Here is a 13,480-nt window from a genome sequence, read left to right on the forward strand (position 1 = left end):
AAGCACGGGAAAAGTTTGCGACAGGCAATTCGGAGACCTGGCAGATGTGAGTGTCCTATGGGATGCCGAAATAAATTCGGCATGACGCCTGCTTTTTAACTTTGGAATTCCCTCTGATCGATGGAAAAGCCGCTATAAATCTAACAAGCGATTTCCCTACACATTCCCCATATCATCTGCACATCCGCACATCTAATTGATCCTTCTGAACACCTTGTCCCACCTGATCTTACACCATGATGGCGAATTGGCATCCCAGCTCATCCATACAAATACTGCTTTCCCTACAATATGATCCTCGGGCACAAAGCCCCAAAACCGTGAATCTTCCGAGTTGTGACGGTTATCGCCCATCATCCAGTAATAGTTCAGTTTAAAGGTATAACTACTGGCCTTACTTCCGTTAATTGTTATGTTATTCCCTTTAACCTGCACCTTGTTATTTTCATATACCTCAATGGCGCGGCGATAAAAAGGCATGGTCATGCTGTCGAGTTTAACCGTCCAGCCCCTTTTCGGAATGATGATCGGCCCTAAGTTATCCTCGTTCCACCTGAAGCGTGGATCATGCGGAAAAATCTCCGGATCGTATACTCCTCTTAACTTAATATCTGGCTTTACAGCTTTAATATAGGGAAATGCCTTTAGCTTTTCAGCCGATTCGGCTGTTGTGTTTACTGTAAAGTCGACCTTTGTAAATTGCTGGATATCCTCCAGGTGAAGATCGTAGCGTGTATGCGGGCCAAACCCGCTTACCGAGCCATCTGTACGTACCCGGTATTCCATTTCTGCATTTGGCGGCGCAGCCATCGGTTGGTTATTTATATACACCTGCCCGTACTCCAGTTTTAAGGTATCGCCAGGAGTGCCCTGGCATCGTTTGATATAATTTTCCTGTTTGTCTACCGGGCGGTAAAACGGAGAGTCGGCGTCCATTGGATAGTTGAACACCACGGCATCGCCTTTTTTTACTTCGCCAAAACCCGGCAGGCGATAATAGGGCAGCTTTATCCCGTCCCAATAGGCTTTGGTACCCATAAGCGGCATGGTGTGGTGCGCAAAGGGAAATGCTACGGGGGTCATGGGCAGCCGGGCCCCATAATTGATCTTGCTTACAAATAAAAAATCGCCCACCATTAATGAGCTTTCCATAGATGATGAAGGGATGGTGAAAGCTTCGAGGAAGAGTCCGCGGATAACCGTTGCTGCAATTACAGCGAAAAGGATGGCTTCTGTCCATTCCCGTACGGGTGATTTACTGAGATCGCGGTATTTCTCCCTGAAATCATCACTTGCCGATGGGCCAACATAGCGGGTATTTTTATCAAAGCCCCATTTTGGGATAAAAATGAAAGGCAACAGTACCGATACGGTGATCTGCCCTATTCCTACCTTACCGAACGATTTAATAAAATCAATGAGGATCCCGATACTTATAATGAAGTTTATGCCCGGTATTAAAAGTAGCAAAAGCAACCACAGCGGCCTTTGGCTTAATTTGAGCATAATATAAAGGTGGTAAACCGGGATCAGCGCCTCCCAGCCCGGGCGACCGGCCTTTTCAAAAAGTTTCCAGTATCCGGCCAGTATTAAGATCAATAGCGGGCTTATCATGATATAAAACCCAATATAGCCCGCTATTGCCATTTATATTAAAGCTATTAGCTGTTAAAATCAAACATGGCCTCTACAGAGTAAAAACCTTTTTTATCGTGCAGCCACTCGGCAGCCAGTACTGCGCCTAAAGCAAAACCATTGCGGTTATGTGCAGTATGCTTAAATTCGATACTATCTACTTCCGAATCATAAATAACCGTGTGGGTGCCCGGTACGCTGTCTATACGTAATGATTCTATAAGCAGTTGGTTAGCGGCTACACTGGCATCGTCGTCACTGTCATCGGTGGTTAATACATTAACCCATTCGTTTTTAGTATCCGTATTGTTAATGATGCCTTCGGCAATGGTTATGGCCGTGCCGCTTGGCGAATCCATTTTTTGAGTATGGTGGATCTCTTCAACCTGTACCTCATAATAAGGGTACTTGTTCATCACTTTAGCCAATAGCTTATTAACATGGAAAAACACGTTAACACCAACACTAAAGTTTGAAGCCCATAACAATGATTTATTCCCGTCAACACACTGCTGCTTAACTTCCGGTAATTTCTCGTACCAACCGGTTGTACCAACAACAATAGGCACATTGGCATTAAAGCACTGCTCAATATTTGACAGTACCGATGCCGGCGTGGTAAATTCAATTACAACATCTGCTTTTTGCAGGTTTTCGGGAGTAAGGTCATGAAGGGATTCATGATCAATGGTAAGTACAATTTCATGCTTGCGGCTAAGGGCTATCTTTTCGATGATCTTGCCCATTTTTCCGTAGCCAAGTAACGCTATCTTCATTTCAGGTATGCTGGTTTTCCTTATTAAAACGTAAAGGTAACTTTTAAACCCGGAATATAAGCATTATTAGCACCCTGCGCATACACCGGCTGATTAATTAGCCCCGGAGTTACCTTGAACGACAGGTTATTATCAACCGTGTACGAATGGATGAACTTGGCATCAATATAAGCATCAATGGCCTGGATACCCCATACAGCTAAGAAACCAAAAATACTTAAATCGCGGTTACGCCTTGAGTTTTCGCGCGCATCGCTCAGGTTGGCATCCGGAACATCTTTATAAAGGTAATACTCGTTATAATAAGGGTCGCCGGGATTAGGCGGGTTGCTCTGGCGGTATCTCGATAGCACCAGGTATTCGTGATAATAATGCTGATTGTAAATGATGGCCGACGTTAACAGGCCTAAACCACCATAAATCAAGGGCACTTTCCACCACCTATGGTTATACACCTGGCCCCAGCCCGGTATCATTAACGAATGTATTACTGCTTTATGGGGGATATGGGTGCTATCCGGATGATAGATCTTTTCTTTGGCGGGATCGATCTTTGGGGCAAACGAGCCCGAGGGGGTTTTAACAGGATGCTTTACTTTCAGCGTATCACTTTTTTTATTCTCCGTACTATCAACTATTTGAGCCTGTGCAGCAAAAATAAAAAAAGTGAATACACCTAAAAAAAACAGGAATTTATACATTTTTAAAATTAACAATTACCAATCAAGCATTTCAAGGATGCGGCCCAGATCATCTTCCGAAAGGAAAGGGATCTCAATCACACCGCTTCCGCGGTTGCCTACTTTTAGCTTTACCCTTGTACTAAATTTTGAAGCAAGATCATCCTGGATCTTTTGCAACTGATAGGATACCGGTTCAGGTTGTTTGCCCTCTTTTTTTACCGGCGATTTTTGCATATCCCTTACCAGTTCTTCAACCTTACGAACGGATAAACCTTCCTTTATAATATGCTGATGTATAAATAATTGTTTTGCAGGATCTGTTAAGGTTAAAATAGCTTTGGCATGCCCCATGGTAAGCTCGCCGTCACGAATAGAAGCCTGGATAACCGGTGGCAGCCTTAACAAGCGCAGGTAGTTGGTAACTGTCGAGCGGTTTTTGCTTACCCTGTCGCCCAGTTCTTCCTGTTTCAGGTTACACTCTTCAATCATGCGCTGAAAACTCAGGGCAACCTCAATAGCATTCAGGTTTTCGCGCTGAATGTTTTCAATGAGTGCCATTTCCAGCATTTGCTGATCATTGGCGGTACGTACATAAGCCGGGATCTGGGTTAGACCAGCCAGCTTCGATGCACGAAAACGGCGCTCACCAGATATCAGCTGATATTTATGCGCGCCTAATTTCCTGAGTGTTATTGGCTGAATTAAACCCTGTAGCTTGATCGACTCCGAAAGCTCTGTTAGTGCCTGCTCATCAAAATCGGTACGGGGCTGAAACGGATTAACTTCAATTTCGGCCAGTTTTATTTCATTAACCGTGCCAATATCATTTACCTCGGCCGGACTTGCAGTTTCCTTATTTCTGTTTTGGTATGGTTGTACGTTAGGCGTGTCGTTCAATAGCGCACTCAGTCCCTTGCCCAGGGCATTTCTCTTTTCACCACTCATTTACTATACTGTTGCTGTAGCTGTTGCCGATTCACCCTTAACCAGTCCGTTTTTCTCCAAAATTTCGCGGGCAAGGTTTAAATAATTAATTGCACCCTTACAGGTAGCATCATGCATAATTACCGATACGCCAAAGCTTGGCGCTTCGCTTAAACGGGTGTTACGTTGTATAATGGTATCAAAAACCATATCCTCAAAGTGGGTCTTAACCTCATCAACCACCTGGTTGCTCAGGCGTAAACGCACATCATACATGGTTAACAGAATCCCTTCTATCTCCAACTGCGGGTTCAGGCGCGATTGAACAATTTTTATGGTATTTAACAATTTGCCCAAACCCTCTAACGCGAAATACTCGCACTGAACCGGTACAATTACCGAGTCGGCAGCGGTTAAAGCGTTAATGGTGATCAAACCCAATGAAGGTGAACAATCGATAATGATAAAATCATATTCGTCGCGCACCTTGTCAAATACCTGCTTCATTTTAAACTCGCGGCCGGTTAAATTGATCATTTCAATTTCGGCACCTACCAGGTCAATATGCGCAGGTAATAAATCAAGATTAGGGGTTTCAGTTTTTTGAATGGCCTCGTGAGGGTCAACCTCATTGATGATACATTCATAAATACTGTTTTTTATATTGCGGGGATCAAAGCCAATGCCCGAGGTTGAATTAGCCTGCGGGTCGGCGTCAACCAACAAGGTTTTATAATCTAATACGGCTAAACTTGCTGCCAGATTTATAGATGATGTAGTTTTCCCTACGCCGCCTTTCTGGTTGGCTAAAGCAATTATTTTACTCATTCTATAGTTTAAAAAAATTTATAGTTCTGTGATTTATAACAACGTTAAATAGAAACAGAAATTTCTACTTTCGTAAAGTTTTTATCCGGTGATAAAGATACGGAATTAAATAATGTAGAATTCCACAGCTTTCGCCTATTTACAAACAAAATTGATCAATTAGTGAATTATCAGCTTAACAATTTGATGGATATTATTGCTTAAATCATATTTAATATTAAAGCACTCATTCACAAAAAATTAGCAGGCAAACCAGTACCGATAATACTGATCAGATCAGTCAGCAATTTACCAATAATAAATGATAACCATAATATCGTCAACAAACAGGCCCGGAAGCTCAACGCTTAAACTTGCCCATGTCTATCAGCAAAAACTGCGCGAAAAAGGTGTTGAAGCCGGCATTTTATCACTTGCCCAACTGCCGCCAAATGTTATTGAAACAGACCTTTATAAGAAACGCAGCCCAGAGTTTGAAGTTATCCAGCAGATAGTTACCAATACCGATAAATTCATATTTCTTATCCCCGAATACAACGGCAGCTTTCCTGGTGTGCTCAAAGTTTTTATCGATGCCTGTAGTTTTCCCGAAAGCTTTTATGATAAAAAAGCGGCTTTGGTAGGCTTGTCATCGGGTAAATACGGCAACATTCGCGGCGTTGATCATTTCACCGGCGTTTGCCACTACCTGCACCTGAACATCATGGCGCTTAAACTGCACATAGCAGCCATACACAAAGAGTTTGACGAAGAAGAGCACCTGTTTAAACCCGATACCATAAAATTTGTAGACGAGCAGATTGAAAAGATCATCAGATTTTGATTTTTTTGGATTTCTCCGATTAGAGTTGATTACACCGATTTCTTTTCTTTCGAGCCTGTGGTCGGTGTTATCACCGCAGGTATTCGGAAGATGAAATTATCTCTATTTTAAAATAAAAAAACATGTCATTGCGAGCGTAGCGCGGCAATCTCGTAGCCAATGCATGTCCGCCCTGTATAGCTACGGGATTGCCACGTCGCCCCAAGTGCTTTTGCCCATGCCGCTCCTCGCAATGACATGGCTTTTTTAACCAGCATTTCCAATCGATTTGCATCTTCCGCACACACATGGTGTTATCACCACACCACATAATTAGCCGCTTTTATAAATGTGGTTCTTAAAAACTACAAGCCTTAAGAGCGGTGCATTGATAACACCGATCGCAAGCTAAAACTATTTAAATCGGCCGGGTATCGGTGAAATCAAAAAACAATCAGCGTAATCCCCAAATCACCTCATCAAAAACACCCAGCCTGAGATCCTTTTGGTGCCGATTTTAAGATCAATTACATAGTAATAAGTCCCTGCATCAAGAAGGGCGCCGTTGCGTGTACCGTTCCAGGGCGTATTATAGCCGATACTTTTAAAAACAATTCCTCCTCCCCTGTCATAAACAGTTAACTCACAACCAGTATAAGCATCAAGGTTAATGATATCCCATACATCGTTAATGCCATCGCCGTTTGGTGAAAATGCGGTAGGGATAGTTAATTTAGGGGCGCTTGTTACAAACTCAATATCATCAAGCAGCAGGTCATTGCCAGGCCCCCCGGGAGCGCTGTTACTTATTTTCAAAACGAGACTGCTTACATTATCGGGCGTTTTAAAGATCAGGTTATACTTTTTCCAAACGGGGCCCGCAGTTGCGGCGATAGGTCCTGTACGCAATGTTTCAAGTACCTCGCCGGTTGTTGTTTCGATAGAAAAAAGGATATTCGGCTGCTGCACCGTTGGCCCGACAACGGTATTTTTTAACAGGTTAAGAATATAGGCCGAAAACTCATAAGTTGTGGCCGGACAAAGGGAGGGCACCATGCGCGTGTAAAACGTACTTGGCTCGTTTGATGCATTGATCATCATCATATAACCGTTGTTATTACCGGTATGGTCATGCTTTACATTATGCCAGGATTCTTCAGCACATCCGTCAGACCCATTAACCAGTGTATAAAAACCATCGGGCGGACAATACGGCGTATAAGTCATATTGGTAACACCTGCCGGTAAGGCAGGTCCATGTCCTGTACCCGAGCCAAAATCCTCCCTGAACAGCCAATGGCCTAACTTGCCCGTGCAATCCATACTTTGGCCGTAGCTATCTGTAAAAAACACAACCAATATCAACACTAAAAAAATAGGGGAAAGACGCGCCTGCATGACCTGATCAACACTTAAAACTTTAAAGGTAAGTTGAAACACCGCGCTTAAGGCAGCAGTCAACGGTCAGTTTTTGTATTGATAAACTATGGGGGTAATATCAGTACGAAAGCAGCGCAAATCAATGCACAATAAGCACCCAGCCCTTTAATAACGGTGCGCCGCTTTTAAGATCGACCACATAGTAGTAAGTGCCCGAGGGCAAAATATAACCTTTATAGGTACCATTCCAGGGTTTATCGTAACCTGTTGAGGTGTATACTTTTTGCCCGCTGCGGCTAAAAACATTCATTGTACTTTGCGGATAGGTTGATAAAGCTTCGATATCCCAATAGTCATTTAAACCATCTCCATTAGGCGAAAACGAGGTAGGGATGACAATTTTTTTATAAACCCGCACAAAAACAGAAACATTAACAAATCCGCAGCCAATACCTGATGATGCCTTTAGGGTATAAGTAATATCATCTGTAGGGCTGGCAACAGGGTTCAGCTTGGTAGGGTCGTCAAGTCCGTCGGCCGGGCTCCATAAGTAAGTATCGGCATATTGTGCCTCGGCATCCAGCACTACCGACTGCCCCTCAAAGATCTTTTTTTGCGGACTTATACTTGCCTCGGGTACGGGCATAACTGTTACAGTTACCGTTTGGGTTGCCGTACACCCCTCATTACTGGTTACTGTTACGGTATAAGTAGTGGTTTCGGCAGGCTTGGCAGCAGGACTTGCTGCGGTTGGATCAGATAACCCCGTAACCGGCAACCAGCTATAGCTTTTGGCATTCGGCGTAGTTTCATTGAGAATGGTGGCACTCCCTTTACAAATTGGAGCAGGGGTAATAGCCGGTATCACGGGTTTTAAATTGACGGTTGCCTTTACTTTATCCGATGGGGTGGGACATCCGCCAGCCGAAACTACAGTAACCTGATAGTCACCTACTGCTGCAACAGTAGCATTGTCGATGACTAAAGGATTTTGATTTTTATTGGCTACTGTAACGCCCGGCCCGGTCCATTCATAACTCACCGCTCCAGGCGCGGTAGCAGTGAGTGTAAGCGCGTCACCTTCGCATACTGCAGGAGCAGTAACTGTAGGTTTGTCCAGGTAAGCATTAACAGTTACAGTACGCACATCTGAATAAACGCGGCAATTAGGCGAATTGATATTGTCCCCCTCGGCAGCAGCCATCCTATATAGGTAAGTGCCAACCGGTTTATTTTCATCAAATTGAAATGAATAACTGAGATTTGTTGCTCCGGGTATATTTACCCAGGTAACACCACCGTCGGTACTGCTTTGCCATTGTTCTTTGGGATTGCTGTAGCCATTATTCAGATCGGCTATAAGGTTATAGCTTTGAACCTGCCCTTTACAGCTATTTTTAGGCTGGGTGTCGTCAACGGTGGTAAATCCCACCTTGATAGTAGGTCCACAGGCCCTGAATTCAATATCATCAAGCAGCAAATCATTTCCATTACCACCCGCACCATTATTTGAGATCTCCAATACAATTTGAGTAACACCGGCGCCTGTTGAAAATGGCACGCTATATTTATTCCATTGAGGGTCTGCGGTAGGCTGTATGGTATAGGTATCGTACTGAACCAAAATTGTCCCGTCTGGTTTTTTTATGGTAAATAATAAATCGGGCTGCTTAGTATCTGCATCGCTTGATGAAAGCTTCATAAGGTTAAGTACATAGGCCGAAAACTCGTAAGTGGTATTCTCGCAAAGATTAAGGTCCTTTGCTTCGGTAAAAAAAACACTCGGCTCATATGACGCATTCACAAGCATCATGTAGCCTCCGGCATTTCCTGTATGATCATGAAGTACCGTGTGCCACGTGTCATGACATACGGTCTGACTACTTACAATTGAATAATACGTATCATTTGGGCAATCAGGAGTATAGTACATAGTTGTAAGGCCTGGTGCCAATGGAGGCCCGGTATGACTAACTCCAGATCCAAAATCAAGCTTTACCACCGGATCACCGTAACTTCCGTTACAAACAGTCGTCTGCGCTTTAACTTGCATACAAGTAATGGCAAGCAAAACCAACAGAAATAATTTAACGGGATTGAAACGCATTAACCGGTTGAGGAATATTAACATGGAACTACCAAAAATATATTTTTTTGGCTACGCCCATGCATAAAAACCGGTTAAACCATGAATATATTACACACTGCAAAACAATCACTTATCCCAAACAATCCTAACATCTAAAAAGTTAACTATTAGTATATAAACACCCGCCAAAATGAAAAATAAGCTCATCATATTTCCTTTTACTATCGGCATAATACTTTTGGCCTGTAAACATAAAAAGCCGGCTAACTATAACAATACTGATACAATCGTCAATAAAAGCCAACAGGAGGTTACGCTTCCCGCCCCTTATGAAACCAAGGCTGTAAAAAACTACTGCGATGTTATTGGCTGGCCCAAAGGCAAAAGCCCTATTGCGCCAGCAGGTTTTTCGGTAAGCCTTTATGCTGATGAATTGGATAACCCGCGCAATATCTACACAGCATCAAACGGCGATGTTTTTGTATCTGAAGCCAATACCGAAGTTACCGGTTTGAAAAAGATAGGCGCCGATATCATCGGGATAAGCAAATCGCAGCATTTGGGTAAAAGCGCTAATAAAGTATTACTGTTTAAAGATACCAACGGAGACGGCCTCCCCGATTCAAAAACTGTTTTCCTGAGCGGGCTAAACCAACCTTACGGGATGCTCATTGCAGGCGATTGGTTTTATGTAGCCAATACCGATGCCCTATGGCGTTATCCTTACAAAATGGGCGAAATGAAAGTAACCGGCCAAGGCATTAAAATACTTGATTTGCCCGCGGGCGGCTACAACAATCACTGGACACGCAACCTGCACCTAAGCGCCGATGGCAAAAAAATATACGTTTCGGTAGGATCGGGCAGCAATATTGCCGAACATGGCATGGAGGTGGAGAAACGCCGGGCCGATATCCTGGAAATCAACCTTGACGGGAGCGGTGAACGTATTTATGCTTCAGGATTACGCAACCCGGCCGGTATCGACATTCAACCAGGCACAGGCGTTTTATATGCAGCCGTAAATGAACGTGATGACCTTGGCGATCAGCTTGTACCTGATTACCTGGCAAGTGTTAAAGATGGCGGCTTCTACGGCTGGCCCTGGGCTTATTTTGGCAGGCACGAAGACCCTGTGCTAAAACAAAAGAATCCTAACCCCGAAATGGTTAAAAAAGCCATTGTGCCTGATGTTGCCCTTGGCGCACATACTGCATCTTTAGGGTTAGCCTTTTACAATGGCACAAACTTTCCGCAGGACTATCATGGCGGGGCTTTTATCGGGCAGCATGGTTCATGGAACAGTTCAAAACTGGTGGGCTATAAAGTTGTTTTCGTTCCCTTCAGTAATAATAAACCAACCGGCCAAATAATAGACTTTTTAACCGGCTTTATTGCCGATAGCGCCAAACAAAAGGTTTATGGCCGCCCTGTTGGGGTTGCTGTAGCTAAGGATGGATCATTGTTGGTCGCAGATGACGCAGGGAATAAGATCTGGCGAGTGAAGCGTTAAAAGCAACACTATCGCGGGGTTAGCGATAGCCTAACCCGTGGTTACCAGAAGGTAAGCTTTCAGCTTAACTCAAACCGTGGTTCAGCTGAAAGCTGAAGCCATAGTTACCACGGGTTAGAAACCCGCGGCAGCGTGTACAGTAATAGACTCTACTCCTTCTTATAATCCTTATGCACGATCAAAAAACTGGCACGTTCTTCTTTATGGAAAGGAATGTTCCAGTTGCCCTGGTAGGTGATCTTGGTAGGTAGCGGCTCGCCCTGGAAATTGTTGAGCTCGATGTTCATCTGCACATTGAAATCAAAGAACATATTGCTGAACTTCATATCAATATACCGGCCCAATATCTGGAAAGTACGCTCATCAAATATGGTGGTCATCTCCTTGATCATGGTATCACTGTCGGATGTGCTGGGCTTGCACCTTACCTTAAAGCGGTAAACGGGAATGGTATCGAGGTATTTACCGCGGGCAAACTCGTAATAGTAATACTGGCGCATATCTTCGCCGAAGATCTCCGTTTTGCTGCTGATGAAAGGAATGCCGCTCACCTTACGACCAGGTGTAAAAATCAGTGTTTTGAGCTTACTTTTGTACGATTCATTTTTCCCTCCCGACCCCGGCAGCGCATCCCCCTTGGTGAAATCAGAGTTATAGGCGTTCATAAAAATAAAATCGAACATCTCCACCGTGTACAGCTGATACTTGCCGTTCTTTTTATAAACATCGCCACTATCCTTTTTGGCTATGTATTCAATCTTATGTTTTCCGGCCGCGTCGCTGTGCAGTATTTTGCGGTAGATGCGTCCGTTTACTTTATTCTTATTATCGTAAGTAAAAATGCGGTTTTCGGCAGTAAAGCCGAAGCTTTTCATATTTTGGAAAGCTTTGTAGAAGCCGGTATCAGCCAGTACTGCATCAATAAAATCCTGCGCGTTGAGCTTATGCGAGCGGATATCAACCAGCGAATCAATCACAATGGTACGTATAGTATCCGGATTGAAGCGATTGATCTGCTGGGCTTTTGCAAGCAGGCTTGTTGAAGTAAGGATAAGGATCAGGAGTAGTTTTTTCATTGATTGCTTTTTACAGCATGTCATTGCGAGCATAGCGTGGCAATCTCGTAGCCAATGCCTGTTCGATATGCATAGCTACGAGATTGCTTCGTCGTTCCTCCTCGCAATGACATGGTTTTTAGTTGCCGAGTTGCTTAACCGCCAAATAGGCCATCAAACCGGTACTCACTTTAAATGCATCTTCCTCCACATCAAAAGTTGGTGTGTGTACCGATGAAGTAATTCCACGGGCTTCGTTACGGGTACCGAGACGGTAGAAACAGCTGTCGGCAACTTGCGAGTAGTAGGCAAAGTCTTCGGCAGCCATCCAGATATCCAGGTCGAGCACATTTTCTTTACCCAGGTAATCCTCAGCATGACCGCGGGTGGCATGGGTTAATTTTTCTTCATTAATAAGGAATGGATAACCGCGCATGATGTTAAAATCACAGCTTCCACCCATGCTTTCTGCAATACCTTCGGCCATTTTTTTCATGCGTTTGTGTGCTTCCTCGCGCCATTTTTCGTCCATGGTACGGAAAGTACCTTCCAGGTAAACTTCATTAGGGATCACATTGGTAGCGCCATTGGCTATCACTTTACCAAACGAAAGCACCGATGGACTTTTAGGATCTGCAAAACGGCTTACCACCTGTTGCAGGGCGGTTAATATATGAGCGGTAATAATTACCGGATCGATATTTTGTTGTGGCTGTGCACCGTGGCCGCCTTTACCTTTAACGGTAACGTAAAGCTCATCGGTTGAGGCCATGTATTTACCTGCGCGGAAACCTACTTTACCGGCATCTATCAAAGGCATTACGTGCTGTCCCAAAACGGCTGCTGGTTTTGGGTTTTCCAAAACACCTTCTTTGATCATCAGACTTGCACCGCCAGGCAGCTTTTCCTCTGCCGGCTGAAAGATCAGTTTAACGGTACCCGCAAACTGGCTTTTCAGTTCGGTTAATATTTTAGCGGTACCCAATAATGATGAAGTGTGCGCATCATGGCCACAGGCATGCATCACGCCCGGGTTTTGCGATTTGTACGGAACATCATTAGCTTCCAGTATCGGCAGGGCATCCATATCGGCACGCAGGGCAACAACATTGCCTGCATCTGATGGCTTTTCACCTTTGATGAGGGCTACCAAACCGGTATCGGCCATTTTGTGGTATTCGAGACCCAGCTCTTCAAGCTTGTTGGCAACAAACACCGAGGTTTGCAGTTCATGAAATGAAAGCTCGGGATTGGCATGCAGGTGACGGCGATTGGCCACTACCTCATTGAATATTTTTGCGGATAATTCCTGTATTTGCTCTTTAATCATTATTAGGATCCGTTTTAGGGAGATTTATTTTTTCGGAAATGATGAATATGCTCGAAAACGACGAACGCAGTTCCTGTACCAGTTTTTCGGCTTCAAGTCGGGTACGGAAGTCGCCTGCCTTTACTTTAAAATTGGGCTCACGGTAACTGATATAGGTACGCAGCTCGGGATATTGTTGCTGTAAACGGTTTTGCGCATTGTAGGCATCCTTGCGGTTTGAGCCGCTGAAGAATTGCACCCGGTAACCATAGGATGAACCTGGTGCATCGGTACCGGTGACACCGTTCAATGAAAACCTTTTGGCTATCAGGCTATCCACCAATGGATCTTTGATCACTTCAACTTTGCCCCTGGTTTGGGCAAAGGTTTGGGTTGATGCCAATAGCAATAAAACAAAAAAGCAGTATCTGATGATGGCTGGTTTAGCTTGATGATCAAATACTGCTTTTTTCATTTGGCAAATTC

12 protein-coding genes are annotated in these 13,480 nt (G+C 44.2%); 2 read left to right on the plus strand and 10 right to left on the minus strand.

Going from position 1 to position 13,480, the window contains the following annotated elements; translation table 11 throughout:
- Positions 1-192: 192 nt before the first annotated feature.
- Genes lepB through VF500_RS21155 form a run of 5 tightly spaced genes read right to left on the minus strand, consistent with a single transcriptional unit; the run spans position 193 to position 4,846 of the window.
- On the minus strand, positions 193-1,614 hold the full coding sequence (gene lepB, locus VF500_RS21135) for a signal peptidase I (protein WP_330861580.1): 1,422 nt from the start codon (positions 1,612-1,614) through the stop codon (positions 193-195).
- A 47-nt stretch (positions 1,615-1,661) separates the two neighbouring features.
- Positions 1,662-2,411, minus strand: coding sequence for a 4-hydroxy-tetrahydrodipicolinate reductase (gene dapB / locus VF500_RS21140; protein ID WP_330861581.1), 750 nt, complete (start codon positions 2,409-2,411; stop codon positions 1,662-1,664).
- A 23-nt stretch (positions 2,412-2,434) separates the two neighbouring features.
- Positions 2,435-3,112 carry a DUF5683 domain-containing protein gene (locus VF500_RS21145; RefSeq protein WP_330861582.1) on the minus strand — a complete coding sequence of 226 codons (678 nt, stop codon included), beginning with the start codon at positions 3,110-3,112 and terminating at the stop codon, positions 2,435-2,437.
- A gap of 15 nt (positions 3,113-3,127) precedes the next feature.
- Positions 3,128-4,039, minus strand: coding sequence for a ParB/RepB/Spo0J family partition protein (locus VF500_RS21150; protein ID WP_330861583.1), 912 nt, complete (start codon positions 4,037-4,039; stop codon positions 3,128-3,130).
- A gap of 3 nt (positions 4,040-4,042) precedes the next feature.
- Complete coding sequence (locus VF500_RS21155; protein ID WP_121231926.1) at positions 4,043-4,846, minus strand: ParA family protein; 804 nt, start codon at positions 4,844-4,846, stop codon at positions 4,043-4,045.
- 301 nt (positions 4,847-5,147) lie between these two features.
- Here VF500_RS21155 and VF500_RS21160 point away from each other — a divergent pair, with 301 nt between their 5' ends.
- Positions 5,148-5,669, plus strand: a complete 522-nt coding sequence (locus tag VF500_RS21160; RefSeq protein ID WP_330861584.1) for an NADPH-dependent FMN reductase — start codon at positions 5,148-5,150, stop codon at positions 5,667-5,669.
- Between the two features lie 450 nt (positions 5,670-6,119).
- Here VF500_RS21160 and VF500_RS21165 read toward each other — a convergent pair whose 3' ends face one another.
- Together VF500_RS21165 and VF500_RS21170 are read right to left on the minus strand one after the other, a co-directional pair.
- The gene (locus VF500_RS21165; RefSeq protein WP_330861585.1) at positions 6,120-7,109 is read right to left on the minus strand and encodes a gliding motility-associated C-terminal domain-containing protein; all 990 of its coding nucleotides are present in this window, start codon (positions 7,107-7,109) and stop codon (positions 6,120-6,122) included.
- Positions 7,110-7,167: 58 nt separating this feature from the next.
- Positions 7,168-9,081, minus strand: a complete 1,914-nt coding sequence (locus VF500_RS21170; RefSeq protein ID WP_330861586.1) for a gliding motility-associated C-terminal domain-containing protein — start codon at positions 9,079-9,081, stop codon at positions 7,168-7,170.
- A gap of 226 nt (positions 9,082-9,307) precedes the next feature.
- Here VF500_RS21170 and VF500_RS21175 point away from each other — a divergent pair, with 226 nt between their 5' ends.
- On the plus strand, positions 9,308-10,630 hold the full coding sequence (locus VF500_RS21175; RefSeq protein WP_330861587.1) for a sorbosone dehydrogenase family protein: 1,323 nt from the start codon (positions 9,308-9,310) through the stop codon (positions 10,628-10,630).
- A 149-nt stretch (positions 10,631-10,779) separates the two neighbouring features.
- On the opposite strand, the gene VF500_RS21180 is transcribed toward VF500_RS21175, so the two are convergent.
- The 3 genes from VF500_RS21180 to VF500_RS21190 form a co-directional block, all read right to left on the minus strand.
- Positions 10,780-11,706 carry a hypothetical protein gene (locus tag VF500_RS21180; protein ID WP_330861588.1) on the minus strand — a complete coding sequence of 309 codons (927 nt, stop codon included), beginning with the start codon at positions 11,704-11,706 and terminating at the stop codon, positions 10,780-10,782.
- A 118-nt stretch (positions 11,707-11,824) separates the two neighbouring features.
- Positions 11,825-13,015, minus strand: coding sequence for a M20 metallopeptidase family protein (locus VF500_RS21185; RefSeq protein ID WP_121231938.1), 1,191 nt, complete (start codon positions 13,013-13,015; stop codon positions 11,825-11,827).
- Positions 13,008-13,480 (minus strand): SPOR domain-containing protein (locus VF500_RS21190; RefSeq protein ID WP_330861589.1); only part of this gene is annotated, 473 nt, incomplete at its 5' end. The genes VF500_RS21185 and VF500_RS21190, both read right to left, overlap by 8 nt.

The organism is Mucilaginibacter sp. (assembly GCF_036383575.1).
In the GTDB taxonomy this organism is placed as follows: Bacteria; Bacteroidota; Bacteroidia; order Sphingobacteriales; family Sphingobacteriaceae; genus Mucilaginibacter.

Bases quoted from the DNA above. Each gene is read 5' to 3' on its own strand.
- VF500_RS21160 (WP_330861584.1), top strand. From the start codon at position 5,148: ATGATAACCATAATATCGTCAACAAACAGGCCCGGAAGCTCAACGCTT.
- VF500_RS21180 (WP_330861588.1), bottom strand. From the start codon at position 11,706: ATGAAAAAACTACTCCTGATCCTTATCCTTACTTCAACAAGCCTGCTT.
- lepB (WP_330861580.1), bottom strand. From the start codon at position 1,614: ATGATAAGCCCGCTATTGATCTTAATACTGGCCGGATACTGGAAACTT.
- VF500_RS21185 (WP_121231938.1), bottom strand. From the start codon at position 13,015: ATGATTAAAGAGCAAATACAGGAATTATCCGCAAAAATATTCAATGAG.
- VF500_RS21155 (WP_121231926.1), bottom strand. From the start codon at position 4,846: ATGAGTAAAATAATTGCTTTAGCCAACCAGAAAGGCGGCGTAGGGAAA.
- VF500_RS21150 (WP_330861583.1), bottom strand. From the start codon at position 4,039: ATGAGTGGTGAAAAGAGAAATGCCCTGGGCAAGGGACTGAGTGCGCTA.
- VF500_RS21175 (WP_330861587.1), top strand. From the start codon at position 9,308: ATGAAAAATAAGCTCATCATATTTCCTTTTACTATCGGCATAATACTT.
- VF500_RS21170 (WP_330861586.1), bottom strand. From the start codon at position 9,081: ATGCAAGTTAAAGCGCAGACGACTGTTTGTAACGGAAGTTACGGTGAT.
- VF500_RS21145 (WP_330861582.1), bottom strand. From the start codon at position 3,112: ATGTATAAATTCCTGTTTTTTTTAGGTGTATTCACTTTTTTTATTTTT.
- dapB (WP_330861581.1), bottom strand. From the start codon at position 2,411: ATGAAGATAGCGTTACTTGGCTACGGAAAAATGGGCAAGATCATCGAA.